Genomic DNA, 25,042 nt, shown 5'->3' on the forward strand with positions numbered 1-25,042 from the left:
AAGGCGGAACGTAGACAAAACAAAACCCGGATCCGCCTTGTCGGCAGCCTCCGGGTTGTATGCGTGCGCAGTCGCCGGTGCTACCTCAGAAGAGGCGCCACCACCAGTTGAAGGATGCGAATGCGATACGGGAGTTCATGTTTTCTATCACACCACGGCGCAGCGGCAGGCGTCAAGCATCAAGCGCAATACGTGGTGTGTGGCCACAAGGGCGCTGCAGGTTTTTGATCTGCGACTTTCAGGGCGGCTCACAAAACGGGGTAGTGTCTCTGGGGCCGAAGCAACAGGGGTTTTGTGCAAATGACTGGAGCGGCTCACAAAATAGCGTAGCGTCCCTGGGGCAAGGCTCGCCGACGTGGACAGCACACGGGGTACGGCAAGGAGGCGCAACGCAGCACCAGGGGTTTTGTGAGCCGCTTGTGTCTTAGAAACGACGGGTCAGCGTGGCCTTGTGCATGATGGTGGTGGCAATTTCCTCGATCGACTTGTGCGTGGTGCTGATGAAAGGCACACCGTGGAAGCGGAACATTGACTCGGCCTCGTTCACCTCGAAGTGGCAGTTGTCCAGGCTGGCGTACTTGGAATCCGGACGCCGCTCCTGGCGGATGTGGTGCAGGCGGGCCGGGTCGATGGTCAGGCCGAACATCTTGTTGCGATAGGGCAGCAGCATCTTGGGCAGGGTGGGGCTGTCCAGGTCTTCCGGGGTGAGCGGATAGTTGGCCGCCTTGATGCCGTATTGCAGCGCCAGGTACAGGCAGGTTGGCGTCTTGCCGGAACGCGACACCCCCACCAGGATGACATCGGCTTCGGCCAGATCTTTCAGCTTCACGCCGTCATCGTGGTTGAGCGAGAAGTTAACCGCCTCGATGCGGTGGTCGTATTTTTCCTCGCTGCCCACGCCATGGGCCTTGCCCAGCGTCAACGAGGCCTTCTGACCCAGCTCCGCTTCCAGTTCTCCGATAAAAGTGTCGAAGAAGTCCATCACCAGCGCATTGTCGATATGCAGCACTTCGCGCACCTCCGGATTGACGATGCTGGTGAACACCAAGGGCTTGAGGTCGTCGGCTTCGGCCACTGCGCGGATATGGTGGGCCACCACCTGGGCCTTTTCCACCGTATCGATGAAGGGGATGGCTTCGCGCTTGAAATCCAGCGTGTCGAACTGGGTCAGCAGGGTATTGCCCAGCGATTCGGCAGTGATGCCGGTGCGGTCAGAAATGAAAAAGGCGGAGCGGCGGTGTGGCATGGATGCACCTGTTTCGGAAGCAATGGGGAAAATGTTGCAGCAGATTATACCCTCGGCTGCCCTGCGTACGGCAGCCGGGTGTAGTTGACGGGGGATTTGCCACGAATTGGCCATGATCCGCCCCTGCCGTGGCTTTTGTTGTAGTTGCCACACTACATTGCAGTCACAAATCTGCAAAGAAACGCCCCTGTATCGACCATTCCTGGGCGCAGTTTGCATTGATATGGGGCAAACCCTTGCGTTGTGCGCCGCAAAATGGGCTACGCAAATGCAGTGGTATTCGGCTAGAATGCGGGTTTTCTATCCGTCCAATCCAATACAGGAAGTGAAGTGATGGCAGAGAACTACGTCATCTGGTTCGAGAAGCTGCGCATGACTGACGTTGAACAGGTAGGCGGCAAGAATGCCTCCCTGGGCGAAATGATCAGTCAATTGGCAGGCTCGGGCGTCCGAGTCCCCGGTGGTTTCGCCACTACCGCGGATGCCTACCGTGATTTCCTCCAGCACAATGGCCTGGCCGACAAGATCAGCGCCGCGCTGTCCAAACTGGACATCGACGACGTGACCGAGCTTGCTCGTGTCGGCAAGGAAATCCGCCAGTGGATCATCGACACACCTTTCCCGGCCAAGCTTGATGAAGATATCAAGACTGCCTGGGACAAGATGGTCGCCGACTCCGGTGGTGCAGATATTTCCGTAGCAGTCCGTTCTTCTGCAACCGCAGAAGACCTTCCCGATGCCTCGTTCGCAGGCCAGCAAGAAACCTTTCTGAACATTCGTGGCCTTGAAAACGTCAAGGATGCCATGAAGCATGTTTTTGCTTCCCTGTACAACGACCGCGCCATTTCCTACCGCGTACACAAAGGCTTTGCCCACGATGTTGTGGCCCTGTCCGCCGGTGTACAGCGCATGGTGCGTTCCGACACGGGTGCTGCCGGTGTGATGTTCACCATCGACACCGAATCCGGCTTTGAAGACGTGGTGTTCATCACCGCTTCCTATGGCTTGGGCGAAACCGTGGTGCAAGGTGCGGTCAACCCTGACGAATTCTACGTACACAAGCCGACCCTGAAGGCAGGTCGTCCGGCTGTGCTGCGCAAGAACATGGGTTCCAAGCTGATCAAGATGGAATTCACCGATGCATCCCAGGCTGGCCGTTCGGTCAAGACCGTGGATGTGCCGGCAGAACTGCGCAAGCAATTCTCCATCACCGACGCCGAAGTGGCCGAGCTGGCTGAATACGCGCTGATCATCGAAAAACATTATGGCCGCCCGATGGACATCGAGTGGGGCCGTGATGGTGGCGATGGCAAGCTGTACATCCTGCAAGCCCGTCCGGAAACCGTGAAGTCGCAGGAAGACCGCAAGGACACCCTGCGCCGCTACCGCCTGAACAACAAGTCCGCCGTGTTGTGCGAAGGTCGCGCCATTGGTCAGAAAATTGGCCAGGGCACCGTGCGCACCATCAAGGATGCGTCCGAGATGGACCGCGTGAAGCCGGGTGACGTGCTGGTGACCGACATGACCGATCCGGACTGGGAACCGGTGATGAAGCGTGCCGCCGCCATCGTGACCAACCGTGGTGGTCGTACCTGTCACGCGGCGATTATCGCCCGCGAACTGGGTATCCCGGCCGTGGTAGGTTGTGGCGACGCCACCGACATCCTGCGTGAAGGCATGCAGGTGACCGTATCCTGCGCCGAAGGCGATACCGGCAACATCTACGATGGCCTGCTGGACGTTGAAATCATCGACCTCGAGCTGGACAAGATGCCGGCTGCTCCGGTCAAGATCATGATGAACGTGGGTAACCCGGAACTGGCCTTCGACTTCGCGCAGCTGCCGAACGAAGGTGTTGGTCTGGCGCGCATGGAGTTCGTGATCAACCGTCAGATCGGTATTCACCCCAAAGCCCTGCTGGAATTCGACACCCTGCCGGCCGACCTGAAGGCGACCATCAGCGATCGCATTTCCGGCTACGCCAGCCCGGTTGACTTCTACGTGGACAAGATTGCCGAGGGTGTTGCTACCCTGGCCGCAGCCTTCACCCCGAAAAAGGTCATCGTGCGCATGTCCGACTTTAAGTCGAACGAGTACGCCAACCTGATCGGCGGTCAGCTGTACGAACCGCATGAAGAAAACCCGATGATCGGTTTCCGTGGTGCAGCGCGCTATGTGGCTGAATCCTTCCGTGACTGTTTCGACCTGGAATGCCGCGCCATCAAGAAGGTGCGCGACGAGATGGGTCTGGTCAACGTGGAAGTGATGATCCCGTTCGTCCGTACCCTGGCTGAAGCCGAGAAGGTTGTTGAGATCCTGGCTGCCAATGGTCTGAAGCGTGGCGAAAACGGCCTGCGTCTGATCATGATGTGCGAACTGCCGACCAACGCTGTGCTGGCCGACAAGTTCCTGCAGTTCTTCGACGGCTTCTCCATCGGTTCCAACGACATGACCCAGCTCACCCTGGGCGTGGACCGCGACTCCGGTGGCCCGATTGCCGCTACCTTCGACGAGCGTAACGAAGCCGTGAAAGCCATGCTGCACATGGCGATCCAGGCTTGCCGCAAGGCCGACAAGTATGTCGGCATCTGCGGTCAGGGCCCGTCGGATCATCCGGACTTTGCCAAGTGGCTGGTGGAAGAGGGTATCGAAACCGTGTCCCTCAACCCGGACACTGTGGTGGAAACCTGGCTGTACCTGGCTCGCGAACTGAACGCCTAAGCCTGCATCTGCCGGCTAGACAGAAACCGCCCTTTCGGGGGCGGTTTTTTTATGGCTGCGCTGTGGGACCACCAAACCAAAAGCCGCTTGTTGCAGCGGCTTTTGGTCAGGTAATCAGCTGCGGGTCTTAGCGCGGCAAGCCCAGCGCGTAGCGGATGACTTCACGTTTGAGCGGGCCGGCCTTGTCGGCCAGTTTCAGCCCCAGCTTGCGGGCGGCCTTTAGTGGACCGATGTTGTTGGCGAAACCGAAGCAGAAGGCGTCCATGCCGGTTTGCATGGCCAGATTGGCCGGTTTGCGGCGTCGTTCGTAGGCTTTGAGCACACTGATATCGGCAAAGTCACGGCCTTCGCTGACGGCGCGGCTGATGATGTCGGCCAGCTCAGCCACATCCTGAAAGCCGAGGTTGACCCCTTGACCGGCCAGCGGGTGAATGGTGTGGGCGGCGTCACCGGCCAGCACCACGCCATCCTTGGCATACGTTGCCGCATGGCGACGGGTGAGGGCGAAGGAGCCACGCGCCAGCAGCTGGCGGATGCCGCCCAGTTTTTGTGGGAAGGTGGCGCTGAAGGCGGAAACCAGTTCTTCGTCGCTCAGTGCCAGCAGGCGCTTTACCTCGGTGGGCGTGTTGTACCACACCAGTGAGGCATGCGAGCCGGTGAGCGGCAGGAAGGCTTGCGGGCCGGTGGCGGTAAAGCGTTGCCAGGTGATGTCCTGCTGGCCGTATTCCATTTCGCAGCTGGCCACCAGCGCATGCATGGGGTAATCCCAGCTGGTAATGCCGATGCCAGCGGCGTCGCGCACCTGGGAGCGGGCACCGTCGGCGGCCACCAGCAGGCGGGCTACCAGTACGGTGCCGTCTTCCAGCGTGACGCGGGATGCCTTGGGTGAGTAGACAATGCTGGCAATGCGTGCCGGGCAGATATAGCGGATGTCGTCTTTCTCTTGCAGGCAGGCGGTGGTGGCCAGCTGCACGATGCGATTTTCCACAATGTGGCCCAATGCGTCCACACCGGCTTCGGCAGCATCAAACAGGGTGCCATTGCGCTCCTTGTCTTCCCATACCTGCATGCGGCGGTAAGGCGCGGCGCGCATGGCCATGATGCGCTGCCATGCGCCAATGCCGTCCAGCAGGCTGGCCGAGGCCGGGCTGATAGCCGAGACGCGCAGGTCGGGTGGCTGTGCCGGGTCGAACGCGGGGGGAGCGGTCTGCTCCAGTACGGCCAGTTTCAGGCCTTTGCCACTGAGTGCGCAGGCCAGGGCGCTGCCCACCATGCCCCCGCCGACGATCAAGGTATCCAGATGTTCCATTGCTGCCCTCATGCGGCGCACTGCGCCTGATTCTCGATTGCTTTTCTGACGCGCGATTGTGGCAAAAGCCGGTCGCAGCTGCTTTGGTCTGGATCAAGGGTCTGGCCGGGGCCGCGTGCTGGCCGTGTCAGGCTTTTTCACCGGAATATAGCGGCCGCTCTTCCAGCACGGCGCGCAGGCGCGGGGTGACGTGCTGGATGAAGGCTTCATATTTTTTCGGCAAGGGCTGGCGGTAGGGAAATACCAGATACACCGGCCAGCTGCCGCCTTGCCAGCCCGGCAGTACGCGTACCAGATGCCCGCTTTCCAGATAATGGCTGGCCACATAGTGCGGCAGCAGGGCCACGCCGTGGCCGGCAATCAGGCCGGAGATCAGCGAGGCGTACTGGTCGCATACCAGCATGGGGCGGGTGGTGATGGATTTGAGTTCCCCGTCTTTTTCCAGTCGCCATTCACGGCCATATACATGGTGGCTGTTGAGCAGGATGCGGTGGCGACACAGGTCATCCGGACTATTCAGCGGTGGAGCCTTGGCCAGATAGTCCGGCGAGGCGTAGGGTGCTTCCCAGACAAAGCCCAGTGGTTTGGCCACCAGCCGGTCGTCATGCACATTGCGCGAGCGGATGCAGAAGTCCACGCCGTCGTTGATGGGGTCTTGCAGACGGTTTTCCGCGCGTAGCTCCAGCTCCAGGCCGGGGTGGCAGGCGGCCAGCTCGGACAGCATGGGCGCCAGCAGGTATTGGGCGAAGGAGGCGGTGGCGCTGATGCGCAGCGGGCCTTCGATCAGTCCCTGCGCCTCTTCGATATCCGGCCCCACTTTTTCCAGCATCTCGCGCAACTGGCGGGCGTGTTCGGCCAGACGACGACCGGTTTCGGTCAGCGCCACGCGGCGGGTATTGCGCAATACCAGTACCGTGCCCAGCTGTTGTTCCAGCTCCTTTACCAACTGGCTGATCCGGCTTTTGGCACAGCCGATGTCATCGGCGGCGGCGGTAAAGCTACCTTTTCGGGCCAGCGCATCAAAAGCCAGCAGGGCATCGGGCGTAGGGGTGCTACTTGTTTTCATGGCAGAACAGTGTGTGGGAAGGGCTAGGTATTTGACGGTATTTTTCACGATATTAGCATAGGGATGGCCCTGTTTTTTGAACAGTGCCAAGAATTTTCCCAGTGAGCTGTCTCGGAGGCGTGATTATCCTGAATTGTTTTAAATGTTGAACATTGAAGTCTTTTTTTCAGGATTAATCAGTTAATTCGCCCTGTGTATGATTGATTGGCATGTTTTTTTGAACGATTGTCAATCATGAAAGGCAAGGCAATGAAAGTATTGGTTATTGGTGGACGCGGTGTTATCGGGAGTGCTGTGGTGGCGCTGTTGTCCGCGCAGCATGAGGTGTTGGTGGGTGGGCGTAATGGTGGTGAGGTGCGAGTGGACATGACCGACCCGGCCAGTATCGAGGCGATGTACCAGGCGCATCCTGATCTGGATGCCGTGGTGGTGACCGCCGGCCACGTGCCGTTCAAGCCCTTGCAACAGCTGAGCGAGGCGGATTGGCAGTCAGGCTTGCATGACAAGTTGATGGGGCAGGTGCGGCTGGTGCAGATCGGGGCGCGCCATCTACGGCCGGGAGCGGTATTCGTGCTGACTTCCGGCCTGCTGGAGCGTGAGCATATCCTTGGCGGCAGTTGCGCTAGCGTGGTCAATGCCGGCCTGGCTGCCTTTGTGCGCTCCGCGGCACAGGAATTGTGGGGACAGGCGCGGGTGAATCTGGTCAGCCCCGGCGTGGTGGCGGGGGATGAACGCGGTGCCGAGGCTTTTGCCGGTTTCACGTCAATAAGCCGCGAGCAGCTTGCACAGCGTTATCTGCGCGCCCTGAGTCAGCCCTTGACTGGCAAAGTGCTGGAAGCCTTTGCCGAAGTAACGCGCTAGAGCCGGATATGGGAGAATGACCGCCGCCGGTGATGGTCGCCGGCGGTTTTTCTTTTGCAATGGATTGCTCATGTTGCCCACTTTTGCGCTCAGTGCCGCCATGCTGCTGTGGGCCAGTGCCTTTATCGCCCTCAAAATCGTTTTTGCCGTGTTCGACCCGCTGGCCGTGCTGTTCGCCCGCATGGTGCTGGCCAGCTGCTGCATCCTGCCGCTGTTGTGGCAGCGGGGTGAGCGCTGGCGTTACCAGCGTGGTGACTGGCGCTGGATGTTGGCGATGGGCCTGGCCGAACCCTGTTTGTATTTTCTGTTCGAGGCCCAGGCGCTGGTGAATACCAGTGCCGCTCAGGCATCGGTGATTACCGCCACCCTGCCTTTACTGACCGGGGTGGGGGCGATGCTGTTCCTGCATGAAAAAATGAGCCGGCGCAGCTGGCTGGGGCTGGCCATTTCTTTTGCCGGTGTACTGTGGCTGACGCTGGACAACCAGGTGAGCGCCCAGGCACCCAATCCGGTATTGGGCAATGCGCTGGAGTTTTGCGCCATGTTGTGCGCCACCGGCTATGTGCTGATTGCCAAGCGGCTGTCCTTGCGTTACTCCGCGCTGGCCATCACCGGCATGCAGACCCTGCTGGGTAGCGTCTGGTTCGGTGCCGCCTTGCTTACCCCGTGGGCGCATTGGCCCACGCATTTTCCGCTGTTGCCCAGCCTGCTGGTGGTGTATCTGGGGGTGTGCGTGACGTTGGGGGCCTATGGCTTGTACACCTGGGCGGTCAGCAAGATGCCGGTATCGCGGGCATCTGCCTTTATCAATCTGATTCCACTGTTTACCGTGATACTGGCCTGGCTGCTGTTGGGTGAAACCCTGGCGGCCGCGCAGTGGCTGGCTTGCCTGCTGGTGTTGGGCGGAGTGTTGCTGGGGCGGGGCCAAGGGGATAAGGCGGCGGCTGAAGGTTAAGTTTGGTAAAAAGTGGTCGATATGACGAGTAGCAGTCACTGGCTGGACTCAGCGCATCGCCTGAACAGGCAAGGCGGCGGGCCAGATCAGCATAAAAAGAGTAAGTGGCGGTCCGTCGGCCTGACGGGCAAGCCTGCCGGCTTCACTACCGGGGCAGGGCAAGCGAGCACGGTATCTCTATACCAACAACAGGATGCAAGGCGTGATGAACAAGACATGGCAGATCCGTTCGCTGCAGGCGGCGGCAGTGGTACTGGGGGGTGGTTTGCTGGCAGCACTGGTGCAGGCGGAAGAAAAAGCCGCCGCCCCTGCCGAGCATGGCAAGCCGATTGTATTGCCGGGCAAGCAGGCTGCCTCTGCTGCGGCTGAGAGCCCAAGCAAGACCATCGTGCTGCCGGGCAAGCTGGCGGCATCCATGGCGGCGGCGCGGGCCAAGCCCAAGGAGCCGGAGATATTGCAGCCCGAGGTGAAGCAGGCTGCCGCACCGCAGGTCAAGGCTCCGCTTGGCCCCAGCCCGGAAGTACATGCACCGGGCGGGGCTGCTCATGCAGCAAAACGCACGCTCAAGCCGCATCGAGCCAAACCCAAACCGGTGTTGCCAAAGCCGGCGGAGAGCAGCCACGACGAACACGGCCATGGCTCCGAGGTGCAGCAGGTGCGTGCGGCAGTTACCACCATCCTGCACGACAATACCGACTATATGGCGCACCACAGTGCCACCTATTTCAAGACCTTTGCCGACAAGCAGACACCGCGCGCTACCGTGGTGACCTGCTCCGATTCGCGGGTGCAAAGCGAGGTGATGGACAAGGGTGCGGTCAACGACCTGTTCATGGTGCGTGATATCGGCAATCAGCTGGCCACGGCAGAGGGCTCGGTAGAGTATGGAGTACGTCATCTGCACACCCCCTTGCTGATTTTTGTCGGCCATTCTGCCTGCGGGGCTATCAAGGCCGCTTCCGCCGATTACGGCAAGCTGGAACCGGCGATTCGCAAAGAGCTGGCCACCATCAATATCCCGCAAGGAATCGACCCCACCGATGGCGCGTTGCTGAATGTCAACAACCAGGTGGAAAGCGCCATCCTGAAGTTCTCCGGCGAGGTTGAGCAAGGACACCTGGCTGTCCTGGGGGCGTTTTACGATTTCCGTAACGATCTGCGTCAGGGGGCCGGCAAGCTGATCATCACCAATCTGAACGGTGAAACCGAGCCTGCCAGGATTCGCGAACTGATGAAGCAAGGCCAGTATTTCAAGTACAGCTTCATGCGCTGAACGCCAGCCCTCGGCTTTGTCCCATCCACCGCCACCGCGTCATTGCGCCGTGGCGGTTTTTGTTTTGGCGGCAGGTGGCCAAGCCTTGCTGTAAGCAGGCCGCTACAAACCATTGCTATTGCTGTTTCACGCGGGCGCTCAATTGATTCAGCTGTGCGATGAAATTGCTGCGCAGATTTGGCCTGGCGCAAAACGCTGGCTAAATAAAGGGAGTAATCTGGCTTTAATTAAGAAGATGCCTTGAAAACAAAGGCTGTCTGACAATTTTACCGTACAGATTAATTGACGTTTTTGTAGTGAGTTAATTACAGAAATGGCGCGCTGAGCCGGATGAAAAGATGCCGTGATTATATATCCATGTAAATGGAATAATTGGATGGCCATTGGTCCGCTCTGACAGATTTCTTTCCTTATTGGAGTAGCATCATGTCGGTTTCCACTCTTGAACAACTCGATGCGCTGGTAGCGCGTGTCAAACAGGCCCAGGCGGTTTTTGCTGAGTTTTCCCAGCAGCAGGTCGATGTCATCTTCCGCAGCGCGGCGCTGGCCGCGGCGGATGCGCGCATTCCGCTGGCGCGCATGGCGGTGGAAGAAACCGGCATGGGGGTGATGGAAGACAAGGTGATCAAGAATCACTTTGCCTCCGAGTACATCTACAACAAGTACAAGGATGAAAAGACCTGCGGCGTGCTGTCGGAAGACGACAGCTTCGGCACCATCACCATTGCCGAACCCATCGGCATCCTGTGCGGCATCGTGCCCACCACCAACCCCACCTCCACTGCCATTTTCAAGGCGTTGATCGCGCTGAAAACGCGCAATGCCATCATCTTCTCGCCCCACCCGCGGGCACGGCGTTCCACTTGCGAAGCCGCCCGGCTGGTACTGGAAGCTGCCGTGGCTGCCGGTGCACCGCAGGACATCATCGGCTGGATAGACGAGCCTAGCGTCGAGTTGTCCAACGCACTGATGCAGCACCCGGACATCAACCTGATTCTGGCCACCGGAGGCCCCGGCATGGTGAAGGCCGCGTACTCCTCCGGCAAACCCGCCATTGGCGTGGGCGCAGGCAATACCCCGGCGGTGATCGACGAAACCGCCGACATCAAACGCGCCGTGGCCTCCATCCTGATGTCCAAGACTTTCGACAATGGCGTGGTGTGCGCCTCCGAGCAGTCGGTCATCGTAGTGGACAGCATTTACGAGGCCGTGCGCGAGCGGTTTTCGCGCCATGGCGGTTACATCCTCAGCGCTCAGGAAACCGCCGCCGTGGCTGGTGTCATCCTCAACCGCGGCAATCTGAATGCCGCCATCGTCGGCCAGAGCGCGGTGAAGATTGCCGCCATGGCCGGCATTTCCGTACCGGCGGACACCAAGGTGCTGATTGGCGAAGTGAGTGATCTGAGCAATGACGAAGCCTTCGCCCACGAAAAGCTGTCGCCCACGCTGGCCATGTACCGTGCCCGCGATTTTGCCGATGCCTGCGACAAGGCCGCAGCGCTGGTAGCACTGGGCGGTATCGGCCACACCTCGGCGCTGTATACCGATCAGGACTTGCAAGGCGAGCGCATCCGCTATTTTGGCGACAAGATGAAAACCGCCCGTATCCTGATCAACACCCCGTCCTCACATGGCGGCATCGGTGATTTGTACAATTTCAGCCTGGCGCCGTCGCTGACGCTGGGTTGCGGTTCCTGGGGCGGTAATTCCATCTCGGAAAACGTCGGCCCGAAGCACCTGATCAACAAGAAAACCGTGGCCAAGAGGGCGGAAAACATGCTGTGGCACAAACTGCCCAAGTCCATTTACTTCCGTCGTGGCTGCCTGCCGGTGGCGCTGGAAGACCTGGCTGGTAAAAAGCGTTGCCTGATTGTCACCGGGCAATACCTGCTGGAACACGGCTTTGTCGATGAGCCGGTGCGGCTGCTGAAAAAAATGGGGCTGGAAGTGGAAGTGTTCTTCGATGTGCCTGCCGACCCCACGCTGGCCGTGGTGCGCAAGGGTGCCGAACTGGCCCATGCCTTCCAGCCGGACGTGATCATGGCGCTGGGTGGTGGTTCGCCAATGGATGCGGCCAAGATCATCTGGGTGATGTACGAACACCCGGAAGTGCATTTTGCCGATCTGGCGCTGCGCTTCATGGACATCCGCAAACGCATTTACCAGTTCCCCAAACTGGGCGGCAAGGCCATGCTGGTGGCGGTGCCCACCACATCCGGCACCGGCTCGGAAGTCACGCCGTTTGCCGTGGTGACCGACGAAGTAACCGGGGTGAAATACCCGATTGCCGATTACGAGCTGACCCCGCACATGGCCATTGTGGATGCCAATCTGGTGATGGACATGCCCAAGTCGCTCACCGCCTTTGGCGGCATCGACGCGGTGACGCATGCGCTGGAAGCTTATGTGTCGGTGATGGCCAACGAATATTCCGACCCGCAGGCCCTGCAGGCGCTGAAGCTGCTGAAGGACTACCTGCCATCGGCCTATGCCAAGGGCGCAGGCGACCCCAAGGCGCGCGAGCAGGTGCATAACGCTGCCAGCATTGCCGGCATCGCCTTTGCCAACGCCTTCCTGGGCGTATGCCACTCCATGGCGCACAAGCTGGGTGCGGAGTTCGGCCTGGCGCATGGTCTGGCCAATGCCTTGCTGATCAGCAATGTCATCCGCTACAACGCGGCTGATATTCCGACCAAGCAAACCGCGTTCAGCCAGTACGACCGGCCCAAGAGCGTGGCGCGCTATGCCGAGATTGCCCGTCATCTGGGGCTGGAAGGCGAGCGTGATCATGAACGGGTGGAGAAACTGGTGCAGTGGGTGGACGAGCTCAAGCAGACGCTCAACATCCCCATGTCGATTCAGGCTGCCGGTGTGGAAGAAGCGGACTTTCTGGCCCGGGTCGACCAGTTGGCCGAAGCTGCGTTTGACGACCAGTGCACCGGGGCCAATCCGCGTTATCCGCTAATCAGCGAACTGAAGCAGCTATTGCTGGACAGCTACTACGGCCACGCCTGGCGCGAAGCCCATCTGCGCGAGGTCGCCACTGCACCTGCCGTGACTGCCAAGCCCAAGGGCAAGCTCAAGGCGGTATAAATCTTCAGCACATCACCGCACAGGCCCGGAGCACGCTCCGGGCTTCAGGCTGCTGACAAAGTGATTTGGTGCGATTGCACTGGACCCGGCAAAGCCGGGCCTTTCGACCCACTGATTGCTTCCGCAGCCTTGCCATCTATTCCCCATCCCCCCGCCCTTGCCCTGCAAGGGAGCCTCGCTTTCCTTTGGAAAGCGAGAGAGGGTTTGTCAATAATCTGGGCCCGGAGCACGCTCCGGGCTTTTTTGCGTCGGACACCGCTTAGGGGGCTGGTCACCGTGCGGGCTAGCGCAGTAGCATGCAGACTGGTTTGCCGCATCAGGAGGAGGGCAAATGGCCGAGCGCATCGATTATTACCGTAGCGCCATGCACGGAATTCACGCCATGCAGGCCGATAGCCGCCGAACCTTTGCCCGCCACAGCCACGAGGTGTTCGGCATCGGGCTGATCGTGCGTGGTGCACAGCGATCGTTCAGCGGCCGTGGCACGGTGGAAGCCGGGCCGGGAGACCTCATCATGGTCAATCCCGGCGAGGTGCATGATGGTCAGCCGTTGGGGGAGGGGGGACGTGCATGGCACATGCTGTACATCCAGCCGGCGCTATGGCAGCAGTTGGCAGCTGAGCTGGCGGAGCAGGACGGCGGTACGCCACCGCTGTTGATGCCGCAGGTGAGAGATGTCTGCCTGCGCCAGCAGTTCATGCACCTGTTTGCCCTGCTTGGCGGCAAGGAGCAGGCAGGGCTGGAGGAAGAGCAGGCCATATTGCAGTTGCTGGCCAGACTGATGCCGGCACATGGTTATCGCCCACAGCCTTCGGTTTGCTCTGCCGATATTTCCCGGGTGCGGATACTGCTTGATGATGAGCCGACGCGCGCGCACAGTTTGTCTGCGCTGGCGGAGCAGGCCGGTATCAGCCGCTTTCGCCTGCTACGCAGCTTTACCCGCCAATTGGGTTGCAGCCCGCATGACTATCTGCAGCAGCGGCGCTTGAATCTGGCTTGTGGCCTGATCGTGCAGGGCAGTCCGCTGGCTGATGTGGCGGCTGCAAGCGGCTTCGCTGATCAAAGCCATATGAACCGTGTCTTCCTGCAGCGGCTGGGCATTACTCCTGGCCGTTACATTCAGGCCATGCGCTAAGTGTTTCATCCTGCTGCTGTCCACCTCCTGCACTGCAATTTTGTCCAAGCCGGCCACGGGTGATGCCGGTTTAACTGTTGGCTTCATATCCCATGATCTGGAGCTGCCATGTCTGCGCGTCATATTCCCTATCTGTATTTGCTGCTGGCCATGCTGGCCGCTGGCAGTACCGTGGTGGTCAGCAAGTTGGTGTCCGCCAGCCTGCCGCCCTTTACTGCCACCGCCATCCGTTTCGGCATGGCTTTACCCTTGTTCCTGCTGCTGTTGTACTGGTGTGGTGGTAGCTGGCCACGTCCGTGCCGCCATGACTGGCTGCTGCTGGTGTTACAGGCCGGAGCGGGCAGCGTCGGCTATACCGTGTTGTTGATGGCCGGAGCGCGGCTTACTTCTGCTGCAAACGCCAGCGTGATGATGGGAACATTACCGATGGTATCCAGCGTGCTGGCGCTATTGCTGTTCCGCGAAAGCATGCACTGGAGGCAGGTGTTGGCGCTGCTGCTGTGTACTGCGGGGGCGCTGGCGGTGTCCTTGCGTGCGGATGCTGCACTATCTTTCAGCAGTACCGATGAACTGGCCGGCAACGGGCTGATCCTGCTGGCGGTTGCCTGCGAGGCGCTGTTCATTCTGCTTAACCGCCGCTTGCGTCAGCCATTGCCACCGCTGGTCTTGTCCTGCTATCTGTGTGCGTTGGGTTTGCTGCTGGCCTTGCCGCCAGCGGTGCTGGAGTGGCTGCACTGCTTGGCTTGGTCTATTACGCGGTGGTGCCAACCGTAGTGGGTTTTGTACTGTGGTATGCCGGCGCGGCACGGGTGGCGGCGGGTGAGGCGGCGCTGTTCACTGCGGTGTTGCCGGTGTCGGCGCTATTGTTTGCTGCCGGCGTGCTACAGGAAGATATTCGCCGCTCACAGCTGTTAGGCATGGCCTGTGTGCTGTCGGCTTTGTTATTGCAGGTCTTACCTGCGGTACGTCGCTCTGTGCGGCCAACTGCTGCAGGTGCAGGGCAAGCTGAGTGAGCTGTGCGCTGCCGGTTGGCATCCGATGCCGACTGCGCTTGCAAGCAGGTCAAGTATTCTGTCATACAAGTGGTTTGTACTCATGGCGAGTACTTCAACCCTTCCGCACTGGAGCAGATCATGCAGATGAGCGACTTTCCCTTTGGCGTGACCGACTGGTCGGCCATTGCCCCTACCGAGCATCCCGGCGCAAGCGGCATGGCGCTGTGGCGCACCTGTCAGTTCGGCAACATTCGCGTGCGCATGGTGGAATACAGCGCGGGCTATGTGGCCGACCACTGGTGCCGCAAGGGCCATATCCTGCTGTGTCTGGAAGGTGAGCTGCTGACCGAACTGGCTGATGGGCGTCGCTTCATGCTGACTCCGGGCCTGAGTTATCAGGTGGCAGATGAAGGCGAGCCGCACCGTTCGTCTACCAGAACCGGTGCGCGCCTGTTCATTGTGGATTGAAAGCGGCTCACAAAAAACCTGCTGCGGTGTTGCGCCTTGCCGTACGCCGACTGTCTGCGTTGGCGTGGCTTGTTTCAGCGCTGCTACGCTATTTTGTTAGCCGCTCTAAGTATGGACTCAGACCGGCTTGTTCTTGCGCGGCTTGCTGGCCGGTTTGGCGATGCTGCCGGCTTCATCTTCGCCCACGGCCACCGGTTTGACCTTGGCGCTGGCCGCTTTGGGTTTGACCGCCGGCTCGCCTTTCTGGATGTGCAACAGGCGGCGGCGGATGTCGTCGGTGTCCAGCCAGATATCCTCACCCTTGCTGATGCGCTCCAGTTCCTGATCGCTCAGGAAGGGGCGGCAGACATTGCGCATCACTTTGTCGAACCATTTGCGGCTGGCCATCACCTGCGCTGCCTGCTCATTGCCCTTGCCGATGGAAGCCGATGAGTAGTTGTGGAACATCAGCTGGCAGGTGTCGTGCACGATCAGCTCATCCCCGGACAGGAAAATCAGCGCGCCCATGGAAAAGGCGCGGGCTTCCAGAATGGTGATGACATGGGCGTCGCTGGCGGCAATGTTGTTGATGATCTGCAGGCCGGTATCGAAATTGCCACCGGGGGTGTTCAGGTGCAGGAAGATCAGGTCGGTGGCACTGGCGGTGCGCAGGGTGTACAGCAGGTCGGTGTACTGGATGGGATCGACGATTTCACCGGATAGATAGTAGGAAATCTGCCGGATCACGCCTTGTGATTCGTAGCGGCGGAAGGCGGGCAGTTTGACTGCGTCGTCATCGTCATCGTCGCTGCCGCTGTGCAGCGGCGTAGGGTAGAGGGGCCGGGACATCGCTTTTCCTTTTGCTTTCGGGAGGGAATTATGCGGTCTTGCCCTTGCAGTGTAGCGCCACAACAGGGCCTCCTGCCAGTTGCATTCCGCTGCATTTATCTTGCGCGCGACCACTGTCAGCCGCTGTCTGGAAGTGGCCGTGCGCAGAGCAGGTTGGCTCCAGGGCTGGGCTTGCCCTGCTGCATGGGCTGGTATAGCGATGCTTGTTATTCAGTCAGTGCCGGAGGTTTCGGCTGCGCTTGCCGTGAATACGGATAGATCAAGCTTGGGGCGCTTGGCTTCGAGTGTGGATAAGGGCTGTACAGCTACCAGGCTGCGACGGCAGCGTATGGTCAGATGGTGATAAGCGCGTGTGTCGCGCTGCTTGGCAATGATTTCTTCAGCGCTGAGCGTGCGCACGGCTTTGGCCGGCAGGCCCAACAGCAACTGGCGTGGAGCGCAAACCCTGCCCGCCGGGATGAAGGCCATCGCGCCGACGATGCATTGCCGGCCTAGTCGTGCGCCATCCATCACGACGGCATTCATGCCGACCAGCACCCCGCGTTCCAGGTGGCAGGCGTGCAAGACGGCACCGTGGCCGACGTGACCGTTTTCTTCAACGATCAAGGGCGTATCCACTCCGCTATGCAGCACGCAGTTGTCCTGGATATTGCTGCCTGCCGCAATGCGGATCGGGCCAAAGTCCCCGCGCAGTACCGCACCCGGGCCGATATAGCAGCCCGCGCCCACCACAACGTCCCCGATCAATGTGGCTGAGGGGTGGATGAAGGCATCCGGGCTGACAACAGGAATCACTCCGTCAATTGCAAAGCACTGCATCGCGCGATCTTTCCGCAAACAAGATGAAAAACGCCCGGCAGATACCGGGCGGCAAGTGGCTTAGGCGAAGCGGCGGGTTTGTACCACACGGAAGCGGTTGGCTACGAAGGCGCTGTCCGATAGCGCGGCATTGGCCGCCGGGTTGCCTCCGGTGCCGTGGAAGTCGCTGAATGCAGCCGACTGATTGACCAGTACGCTGCCGGTGAGGTTGAGGGACAGCGAGACACAGGCACCTTCGGCAACCGCCTGTGCCTGCTGTTGTACGGTGGCGTCGGTGCTGTACACCGAGAACGACAGCGCACCGTGTTTGCGTACCGTATCTTCAATAATGGCAAGGCTTTCGGCACTGCTGCTGGTTTTGATCACGAAGGCAATCGGGCCGAAATGCTCTTCCTGGTAGATGGCCTGGTCTTGTACCGACAGGGCGCGCAGCAGCGGTGTGCGCACGACGGCTTCGGGATAAAGCGGGTGCGCGATGACACGACTGTCGAGCAAGGGTTGACCTAGCTTCCGTGCCGCCTCCAGCCGGGCCAGAACCCCCGGGTTCTGGATGGCACCCAGGAATTCCACCGCCTTGGCCGGGTCGGCGGTCAAGCCATTGATGGCTGAGACGATACCAGCCACCACTTCTTCGTAGGACAGATGCCCTTCCGCGCTTGCAATGCCGCCGGCCGGAATGAAAATATTCTGCGGTGCCGTGCACATTTGCCCGCCGTACAAAGCCAGCGACAGGGCGATATTGCGGCTGAGTCCTTTGAAGTCGTGGGTCGAGTCGATCACGATGGTGTTAACACCGGCTTTCTCGGTGTAAACCTGTGCATGCCGACAGTTGGCCTCCAGCCATTCACCGTTTTTACGGCTGCCGGTGAAGTCTATCAGTTTGATCGCTGCGTTTTCCGCCAGCTTGCTGGCCAGCGGTTCCCCACTTTGGTTAGCGGCTAGCAGCACCACATTCGGGTCGAAGCCTGCTTCCTGCAGCACCTCGCGGGCAATCTTCACCGTGATTGCCATCGGCAGTACCGCACCTGCATGCGGTTTGACGATGACGGTGTTACCGGTTGCCAGGCTGGCGAACAAGCCCGGATAGCCATTCCAGGTCGGGAAGGTGCAGCAGCCAATGACCAGACCAATGCCGCGCGGCACGATTTTCCAGTTCTTTTGCAGCACGACCGGCTCATGCTTGCCCTGCGGCTTGCTCCAGCTGCTTGAGGCCGGAATGGCCGACATTTCACGCCAGGCGTAAGCGACCGCCTCCAATCCACGGTCTTGCGCATGTGGGCCACCGGCCTGAAACGACATCATGAATGCCTGACCGGTGGTATGCATCACCGCATGAGCCATCTCGAAACTGTGCTGGTTCAGCCGTGCAAGAATCTCCAATGACACCCCCACCCAGGCTTCCGGCCCGGCCCGGCGCCAGTTCTCCAGCGCATCGCTCGAAGCGGCGATCAGGGTCTCAACTTCAAAGCGCGGGTAGCGGATATTGAGTGCGCCGCTGTAGGGCGAACGTTCGCTACCAACAAGACCGCTGGCTGGCGGCTGGCCGGGAAAGTCGAATGTACTGCCAAGCAGGGCCTCGAACCTTGTCCTGCCTTCATCGGCGGCTGCCTCCCCATAAATTTTCGGGCTCGGTGTCTCCGGATATGGTGTCCAGTAACCACGTTCACGAATGGCGTTCAAGGCCTGGTGCAAGGTGGCTTCATGTCGTTCAAATAGCGGATTTGCCATCGCTTCATTCCTTTCAATACAAAGGCCGAATGGTGTTTTTCGAGCCTGATCAGGGGCTGATGCTTGCGGAACTCTGTCGTGGAAACCGGTGCTGAAAAATTTCCTTGACCTGGATCACTCTAATATTGATTTACCGGTCGGTCAATGATAGATTGGGTCGGCATTAGGCACCGCTATCATTCTGTTGTTATGAAAAATCTGTATTTAAAACATTGACTTAACTGCTTGTTGGCTATGAGTGGCTTATCGGGCAGCTAACTGTACGGAGAACCACATGCGCAGCCCTTTTCAGCACATTCGCCTCGATATTGAAGCCGGCGTTGCCACCCTGACACTCACACGGCCCGATTGCTTGAATAGCTTCAATGCCGACATGCACGGTGAAGTGGCCGAGGCACTGGAGCAGCTCAGCCAGGATGAGGCAGTACGTGTGCTGGTGCTGACCGGTAGCGGACGAGGCTTTTGCGCCGGGCAGGATTTATCCGACCGGACGGTAGCTCCTTCCGATACTCCGCGCGATCTGGGAGAGTCGATTGAACGCTATTACGCCCCGCTGGTGTGCCGCTTGCGTAGCATGCCCAAGCCGGTGATTGCCGCGGTCAATGGGGTGGCCGCCGGGGCAGGTGCCAACATCGCGCTGGCCTGCGACATTGTCATCGCTGCACGATCGGCCAGCTTTATCCAGGCATTCAGCAAGATCGGCCTGATGCCGGATTCTGGCGGCAGCTATTTCCTGCCCCGCTTGCTGGGTAATGCACGCGCCATGGGGCTGGCGCTGCTGGCGGACAAGTTGCCAGCCGAGCAGGCCGCAGCATGGGGGCTGATCTGGCGTTGTGTAGACGATGCCGATTTTGCCGCCGAGGTGGCAAGTACCGCCCGCCAGTTGGCCGCGGGGCCGACGCTGGCTTATGCACGCATCAAGCAGGCCATGCATGCTGCCGAGCGCAATACGCTGGAGCAGCAGCTCGAACTGGAGCGCACTTTCCAGCAAGAACTTGGCTACAGCGCCGATTATGGCGCAGGCGTGGCGGCCTTCATGGCCAAGCGCACAGCGCAATTTGTGGGGAAATGAGATGGCACTGACAAGCAAGGATCGTATCGGCGTAGTGGGAGCCGGTGCCATGGGCCGAGGGATTGCCGCCGTCGCAGCCAGGGCAGGTCATCAGGTTTACCTGTTCGATATGGATGCTGCCTCCGCCTTGGCGGCACCAGCCTTGATCCGTGCCGAATGGCAGGTGCTGGTCGATCGTGGCAAATGGACCGCCGCGGAGCAGGATGCCGCCTGTGCGCGCCTGCATCCGGTTTCCACGCTGGCAGAACTGGCTGATGCTGCACTGGTGATCGAGGCCATTGTCGAACTGGCTGAACCGAAACAAGCCCTGTTCCGGGCGCTGGAAGCGGTGTTGTCCGAGTCGGCCATTCTTGCCTCCAACACCTCATCGATTTCAATTACCTTGCTGGCGCGTGGCCTGGTCCATCCCCAGCGATGCGCCGGCCTGCACTTTTTCAACCCCGCCACCAAGATGAAGCTGGTCGAGGTGATTAGCGGCTTGGGAACCGATCCGGCGGTGGTCGACCTCCTGTGCGACACGGTCCGCGCCTGGGGCAAGCTGCCGGTGCGGGCGCAGTCAACGCCGGGCTTCATTGTCAATCGTGTGGCTCGTCCTTACTACGCAGAGGGGCTGCGGACTCTGGCCGAAGCAGCGGCCCAGCCCGAGGTGATTGACACCTTGCTGCGCAGGGCCGGGGGGTTTCCGATGGGGCCATTCGAGTTGATGGACCTGATCGGCAACGACGTCAATTTCGCCGTGACCAGCTCGGTGTTTGCCGCCATGTACCACGACGGTCGCTTTCAACCTTCGCTGCAACAGCAGGAGCGCGTTGCCGCCGGGTGGATGGGACGTAAGACGGGGCGGGGTTTCTACGACTATCGCGACCAGGCCGCCCGGTCTGAGCCGCCAGCACTGGCGCGACAAGCCGCGCCCGACAAAGTGCTGGTGGTCGGTGATCTTGGCATTGCCGAGCCGCTGCTGCATCGACTGCAGCAGGCCGGGCTTGTGGTCGAGCGGCAAGCGGCGCAAGGGATGGGCTACCTGGCCTTGGCAGGAGAGCTGCGACTGGCATTGACCGATGGTCGGACTGCCACGGTTCGCGCCGCGGAAACCGGACATGCGAACTGGGTGCTGTTTGATCTGGCCCAGGACTTCACCAGCACCAGCCACTTGGCCTTATGCGTTGCAGATCAGGCAGCCGCCGGTGCATTGGAGCAAGCCGCCGGCTTGCTGCAGGTGGCGGGCATCACGATTTTGCCCATTGATGACATCGCCGGGATGGTGGTGATGCGCACGATGGCGATGCTGGCCAACGAGGCGGCCGATGCTGTGCTGTTTGGCATCGCCAGCGCGGCAGATGTCGACTTGGCGATGCGCTATGGCACCAATTATCCGGTCGGTCCTCTGGCGTGGGCCGATGGCTTCGGTGCTGCCCGCCTGGCCCAGGTGCTTGAAGCACTGCACCGCCATTATGGCGAGAGCCGCTACCGCATCTCCCCCTTGATTCGTCGTCGCGCTGCGGCGGGAAGACGCCTGCATGCCTGACACCCATGTGCTGCCGCATGCGGAAAATGCCCTCGCCTGCATGTTGTCGCAGGGCAGAAGGCTGGCATGACATCACGGTTTATACACAACGCAGAGCACGCCTGGCGTTGCTGGTCTTGCCGGACTGGCGCGCGAAAAACAGAACGGGGTGACCCGATCCACACAAGAGGAGAAACACCATGGTGAGCAAAGTAGCCCAGGCCCACGAACTGGAGCCGATAGAAACCGCCAGCCGCGATGAATTGAGTGCCTTGCAACTGCAGCGGCTCCGATGGTCGCTCAAACACACCTACGACAATGTGGCACCATTTCGTGCCAAATGTGCAGCGATTGGGGTGCATCCGGCTGATGTGAAGTCGCTGGAGGATCTGAAACTGTTTCCGTTCACCACCAAGTCCGATTTGCGCGAGCACTACCCGTTTGGTTTGTTTGCAACTCCGCGCAAGGATGTCGTGCGTATCCACGCGTCCAGCGGCACTACCGGACGCCCCACCGTGGTTGGCTATACCCAGAACGATATCAATACCTGGGCCGGTATCGTGGCACGCTCGGTGTACGCCGCAGGGGGGCGCAAGGGGGACATCGTGCATATCGCCTACGGTTACGGACTGTTTACCGGCGGCATGGGCGCACATTATGGTGCGGAGCGACTTGGCTGTACGGTGGTGCCGATGTCCGGTGGCCAAACCGAAAAGCAGGTGCAACTGATCCGCGATTTCCAGCCCGACATCATCATGGTGACGCCATCCTACATGTTGAACATTCTCGACGAGATGACACGGCAGGGTCTTGATGCGGCCAAATCTTCGCTCAAGGTGGGGATTTTCGGTGCAGAACCCTGGACCGGGCAGATGCGCCTTGAAATCGAAAAGCGCGCCGGTATTGATGCGGTGGACATTTATGGCTTGTCCGAAGTGATGGGACCGGGAGTGGCCAGCGAGTGTATCGAAAGCAAGGATGGGCCGGTTATCTGGGAAGACCACTTCTATCCGGAAATCATTGATCCGGTCACGGGGGAGGTGTTGCCGGATGGCGAGGAGGGTGAGCTGGTGCTGACATCCTTGAGCAAGGAAGCGTTTCCGGTGATTCGCTACCGCACGCGTGACCTGACCCGTCTGTTGCCCCCCACATCGCGCTCCATGCGGCGTATCGACAAGATTGTCGGTCGCTCTGATGACATGCTGATCATTCGCGGCGTGAACGTTTTTCCAACCCAGATCGAAGAATTGATTCTGCAGCTTAATTCGCTTACCCCGCATTTTTATCTGGAAGTGGACAAAGATGGCCATCTGGACGTGTTGACCGTTTTTGTTGAACGCGACCCGGCGGGCTATGCCTCTGATGAAGCCAAAATGCGCATGGCCAAAGAATTGCAGCAGATGATCAAGAGCAATGTCGGGGTCAGTACCCTGGTAGAGGTGGTTGAGCCGATGACGATCATGCGCTCGGTAGGCAAGGTGCGGCGTGTGATCGACAAGCGTCCGCACTAAGCGAGCTGGATGCAGGTTCATACCGTCCTTTTTTTTCTTGCTTTTTAATTTACCGGCCGGTAAGTTAATTAAATTCGCCAGCAATCCACCGCACCTGGCCGCTGCGCCAGCAAAGCGCAGGCAGCTTGTGGCGAATGCTGAAACGACTACTTTCCTCACCAACTCATCGACAAGGAGTTGTGCAGATGTACACACAAGCTTTGGACTTGCCCGGTGCAAACGCGACCGGCAATGCAGTGACAGAAGCGCCGTGTGGCGGCTTCGACGAGAAGCTGGCGGCCGATATCAAGATCGAGCCATCAGACCCGATGCCGGATGCCTATCGCAAGACGCTGATCCGCCAGATTTCCCAACATGCCCATTCGGAGATTGTCGGCATGCTGCCGGAAGGAAACTGGATCACCCGTGCGCCAACGTTAAAGCGCAAGGCCATTCTGTTGGCCAAGGTGCAGGACGAAGGGGGGCATGGCCTGTATCTGTATGCCGCAGCCGAAACGCTGGGCGTCAGCCGCGACACCATGGTGGCTGCCTTGCTGGACGGCAGTGCCAAGTATTCGAGCATCTTCAACTATCCAACCTTGTCCTGGGCTGATATCGGTGTCATCGGCTGGCTGGTGGATGGGGCCGCCATTACCAACCAGGTACCGCTGTGTCGCTGCTCTTACGGCCCTTATGCCCGCGCGATGGTCAGGGTGTGCAAAGAGGAAAGCTTCCACCAGCGCCAAGGCTATGACCTGTTGGTGGCCATGATGAAAGGCAGCCCGGCGCAGCGCGCGATGGTGCAGGAGGCGGTGGACCGCTGGTGGTGGCCGGTACTGATGATGTTTGGCCCGCACGACCAGGATTCGGTACACAACGGCACCAGCATGAAGTGGGGTATCAAGCGCTTCTCCAATGACGATCTGCGGCAGAAATTCGTCGATGCCACTGTTCCGCAGGCCGAGGTGCTCGGTGTAACGCTGCCCGACCCAGACCTGAAGTGGAACGCTGAGCGTGGCCATTACGATTTCGGTGCCATCGACTGGGAAGAATTCTGGCAGGTGGTCAAGGGCAATGGTCCTTGTAACCGCGAACGCATGGCGGCCCGCATCAAGGCGCACGAAGACGGTGCTTGGGTACGTGAAGCCGCCCGTGTGCATGCCGAGAAAAAAATCCCCAGGCCGACTCACTAATCCGGAGGACTCCACGATGACAGAATTGCACGAGCAATGGCCGCGGTACGAGGTTTTCATCAAAAGCCGTAACGGCCTTGAGCACAAGCATTCCAGCAGCCTGCACGCCACCGACGGCCAGCATGCGCTGCTGTTGGCGCGCGATGTCTACACCCGGCGTCAGGAAGGCAACAGCCTGTGGGTGGTGGCTGCCAGTGATGTCAGTCAGAACGGCGCGGCGCCTGTTGCTGGCACGAGCGAGACCCCGCGGCAGTTTGAAGTTTTCTTGCGGCTGAAACCAGGGCTGGATCACAAGCACATTGGCAGTGTCGACGCCTGTGATGCTGCGGCAGCGCTACGCAGTGCAGAAACAGCCTTTGGACAATATCCGGCAGGCAGTCTGTGGGTGCTGCCATCTGCATCCGTGCTGACCAGCGAGGCCGAGTGGAGTGAGCCGTTTTTCGATGCAATGGCCGACAAAACCTACCGCTTGCCCACCTTCTACCAGCTTCCCGCCGCCGTCAACAATATGTAAGGAGCCCAGCCATGGCTGAAATTGATAACAAAGACCTGATCGAATATCTGCTGCGCCTGGGCGACTCCACACTGGTACTGGGCCAGCGGCTGTCCGAATGGTGCGGCCATGCACCAGCGATCGAAGAAGACATCGCACTGACCAATACCGCGCTCGACCTGATTGGCCAGGCGCGTCAGCTATTGAGCTATGCCGGAGAGCTGGAAGGCAGTGGCCGTGACGAGGATGCACTTGCCTTCCTGCGCGACGAGCTGGAATTCCACAATCTGACGCTGACCGAGCTGGATGGCGGCGATTTTGGCCGCACGGTACTGCGCGTGCTGTTGTTTGCCGCCTATCAGGTGGTGTTGTGGCAGGCATTGCAGCGCTCCACCGATGCCCGCCTGGCCGCCATCGCCGAAAAGAGCCTCAAGGAAAGCCGCTATCACCTGCGTTATGGTGCCGATTGGGTAGTGCGACTGGGTGATGGAACCGAGGAGTCGCACCGCCGCATGCAGGCGGCACTGGAATACTTGTGGTCCTTCACCGCAGAGCTGTTTGACCGGGACGAGGTGGAAGCACGGCTGGCAGGCGTGGTCCCTGCGTCAGATAGCTTGCGCAGCGCCTGGGAAGGCATCGTGCTGCCGGTGCTGGCAGAAGCAACGCTGCAAGTACCGACCGCGGCAGCTTATCTGAGCCGTGGCAAGTATGGCATCCACAGCGAGGCGCTAGGCCCGCTATTGGCGGAGATGCAGTTTCTGCAGCGCGCCTATCCCGGCGGCAACTGGTAAAG

At 59.9% G+C, this 25,042-nt stretch carries 21 protein-coding genes; 15 read left to right on the plus strand and 6 right to left on the minus strand.

What is annotated here, in order from left to right:
• Window positions 1-424: 424 nt before the first annotated feature.
• Window positions 425-1,246, minus strand: coding sequence for a posphoenolpyruvate synthetase regulatory kinase/phosphorylase PpsR (ppsR, locus tag GSR16_RS02975; RefSeq protein ID WP_089085530.1), 822 nt, complete (start codon window positions 1,244-1,246; stop codon window positions 425-427).
• Window positions 1,247-1,579: 333 nt separating this feature from the next.
• On the opposite strand from ppsR, the gene ppsA reads away from it, so the two are divergent.
• Window positions 1,580-3,967, plus strand: coding sequence for a phosphoenolpyruvate synthase (gene ppsA, locus GSR16_RS02980; protein WP_159875072.1), 2,388 nt, complete (start codon window positions 1,580-1,582; stop codon window positions 3,965-3,967).
• Window positions 3,968-4,094: 127 nt separating this feature from the next.
• Here the strand turns inward: ppsA and GSR16_RS02985 are convergent, their stop codons facing one another.
• Window positions 4,095-5,276 (minus strand): FAD-dependent monooxygenase, encoded by a 1,182-nt coding sequence (locus tag GSR16_RS02985; RefSeq protein WP_159875073.1) that lies wholly within the window; start codon window positions 5,274-5,276, stop codon window positions 4,095-4,097.
• A gap of 127 nt (window positions 5,277-5,403) precedes the next feature.
• Window positions 5,404-6,342: a LysR family transcriptional regulator gene (locus GSR16_RS02990; RefSeq protein WP_159875074.1), complete on the minus strand. Its 939-nt coding sequence runs from the start codon at window positions 6,340-6,342 to the stop codon at window positions 5,404-5,406.
• A 249-nt stretch (window positions 6,343-6,591) separates the two neighbouring features.
• On the opposite strand from GSR16_RS02990, the gene GSR16_RS02995 reads away from it, so the two are divergent.
• The 8 genes from GSR16_RS02995 (at window position 6,592) to GSR16_RS03025 (ending at window position 15,122) form a co-directional block, all read left to right on the plus strand.
• A complete protein-coding gene (locus tag GSR16_RS02995; protein WP_159875075.1) occupies window positions 6,592-7,203 on the plus strand; it encodes a short chain dehydrogenase in 612 nt (203 codons plus the stop codon).
• A 70-nt stretch (window positions 7,204-7,273) separates the two neighbouring features.
• Window positions 7,274-8,158, plus strand: coding sequence for a DMT family transporter (locus GSR16_RS03000; RefSeq protein ID WP_159875076.1), 885 nt, complete (start codon window positions 7,274-7,276; stop codon window positions 8,156-8,158).
• 205 nt (window positions 8,159-8,363) lie between these two features.
• Entirely contained in the window at window positions 8,364-9,431 is a 1,068-nt protein-coding gene (locus tag GSR16_RS03005; protein ID WP_240902650.1) for a carbonic anhydrase, read from the plus strand.
• A gap of 426 nt (window positions 9,432-9,857) precedes the next feature.
• Complete coding sequence (gene adhE / locus GSR16_RS03010; protein WP_159875077.1) at window positions 9,858-12,524, plus strand: bifunctional acetaldehyde-CoA/alcohol dehydrogenase; 2,667 nt, start codon at window positions 9,858-9,860, stop codon at window positions 12,522-12,524.
• Window positions 12,525-12,855: 331 nt separating this feature from the next.
• The gene (locus GSR16_RS03015) at window positions 12,856-13,659 is read left to right on the plus strand and encodes a helix-turn-helix transcriptional regulator (RefSeq protein WP_159875078.1); all 804 of its coding nucleotides are present in this window, start codon (window positions 12,856-12,858) and stop codon (window positions 13,657-13,659) included.
• Between the two features lie 108 nt (window positions 13,660-13,767).
• Window positions 13,768-14,433, plus strand: coding sequence for a DMT family transporter (locus GSR16_RS03020; protein ID WP_205677486.1), 666 nt, complete (start codon window positions 13,768-13,770; stop codon window positions 14,431-14,433).
• Window positions 14,340-14,672, plus strand: a complete 333-nt coding sequence (locus GSR16_RS21000; protein WP_205677487.1) for an EamA family transporter — start codon at window positions 14,340-14,342, stop codon at window positions 14,670-14,672. The genes GSR16_RS03020 and GSR16_RS21000 overlap by 94 nt, the downstream gene beginning before the upstream one ends.
• Window positions 14,673-14,792: 120 nt before the next feature.
• Window positions 14,793-15,122, plus strand: a complete 330-nt coding sequence (locus GSR16_RS03025; protein ID WP_159875079.1) for a DHCW motif cupin fold protein — start codon at window positions 14,793-14,795, stop codon at window positions 15,120-15,122.
• 117 nt (window positions 15,123-15,239) lie between these two features.
• Here the strand turns inward: GSR16_RS03025 and GSR16_RS03030 are convergent, their stop codons facing one another.
• The 3 genes from GSR16_RS03030 to paaN form a co-directional block, all read right to left on the minus strand.
• The gene (locus GSR16_RS03030) at window positions 15,240-15,950 is read right to left on the minus strand and encodes a Clp protease ClpP (RefSeq protein WP_159875080.1); all 711 of its coding nucleotides are present in this window, start codon (window positions 15,948-15,950) and stop codon (window positions 15,240-15,242) included.
• 210 nt (window positions 15,951-16,160) lie between these two features.
• The gene (locus GSR16_RS03035) at window positions 16,161-16,769 is read right to left on the minus strand and encodes a phenylacetic acid degradation protein PaaY (protein ID WP_159875081.1); all 609 of its coding nucleotides are present in this window, start codon (window positions 16,767-16,769) and stop codon (window positions 16,161-16,163) included.
• A 60-nt stretch (window positions 16,770-16,829) separates the two neighbouring features.
• Complete coding sequence (gene paaN, locus GSR16_RS03040; RefSeq protein WP_159875082.1) at window positions 16,830-18,497, minus strand: phenylacetic acid degradation protein PaaN; 1,668 nt, start codon at window positions 18,495-18,497, stop codon at window positions 16,830-16,832.
• A 274-nt stretch (window positions 18,498-18,771) separates the two neighbouring features.
• Between paaN and paaG the strand changes: the two genes are divergently transcribed.
• From paaG to paaC, 6 genes are all read left to right on the plus strand, one after another.
• On the plus strand, window positions 18,772-19,569 hold the full coding sequence (paaG, locus tag GSR16_RS03045; RefSeq protein WP_159875083.1) for a 2-(1,2-epoxy-1,2-dihydrophenyl)acetyl-CoA isomerase PaaG: 798 nt from the start codon (window positions 18,772-18,774) through the stop codon (window positions 19,567-19,569).
• Between the two features lies 1 nt (window position 19,570).
• Entirely contained in the window at window positions 19,571-21,094 is a 1,524-nt protein-coding gene (gene paaH / locus GSR16_RS03050; protein WP_159875084.1) for a 3-hydroxyacyl-CoA dehydrogenase PaaH, read from the plus strand.
• Between the two features lie 179 nt (window positions 21,095-21,273).
• On the plus strand, window positions 21,274-22,584 hold the full coding sequence (gene paaK / locus GSR16_RS03055; RefSeq protein WP_159875085.1) for a phenylacetate--CoA ligase PaaK: 1,311 nt from the start codon (window positions 21,274-21,276) through the stop codon (window positions 22,582-22,584).
• 185 nt (window positions 22,585-22,769) lie between these two features.
• Complete coding sequence (gene paaA, locus GSR16_RS03060; RefSeq protein ID WP_159875086.1) at window positions 22,770-23,756, plus strand: 1,2-phenylacetyl-CoA epoxidase subunit PaaA; 987 nt, start codon at window positions 22,770-22,772, stop codon at window positions 23,754-23,756.
• A 16-nt stretch (window positions 23,757-23,772) separates the two neighbouring features.
• Window positions 23,773-24,270, plus strand: a complete 498-nt coding sequence (locus tag GSR16_RS03065; protein ID WP_197715427.1) for a 1,2-phenylacetyl-CoA epoxidase subunit B — start codon at window positions 23,773-23,775, stop codon at window positions 24,268-24,270.
• 11 nt (window positions 24,271-24,281) lie between these two features.
• The gene (gene paaC / locus GSR16_RS03070) at window positions 24,282-25,040 is read left to right on the plus strand and encodes a 1,2-phenylacetyl-CoA epoxidase subunit PaaC (protein WP_159875087.1); all 759 of its coding nucleotides are present in this window, start codon (window positions 24,282-24,284) and stop codon (window positions 25,038-25,040) included.
• Window positions 25,041-25,042: the final 2 nt, after the last annotated feature.

The sequence above is a fragment of the Aquitalea denitrificans genome (genome assembly GCF_009856625.1).
Lineage (GTDB): Bacteria > Pseudomonadota > Gammaproteobacteria > Burkholderiales > Chromobacteriaceae > Aquitalea > Aquitalea denitrificans.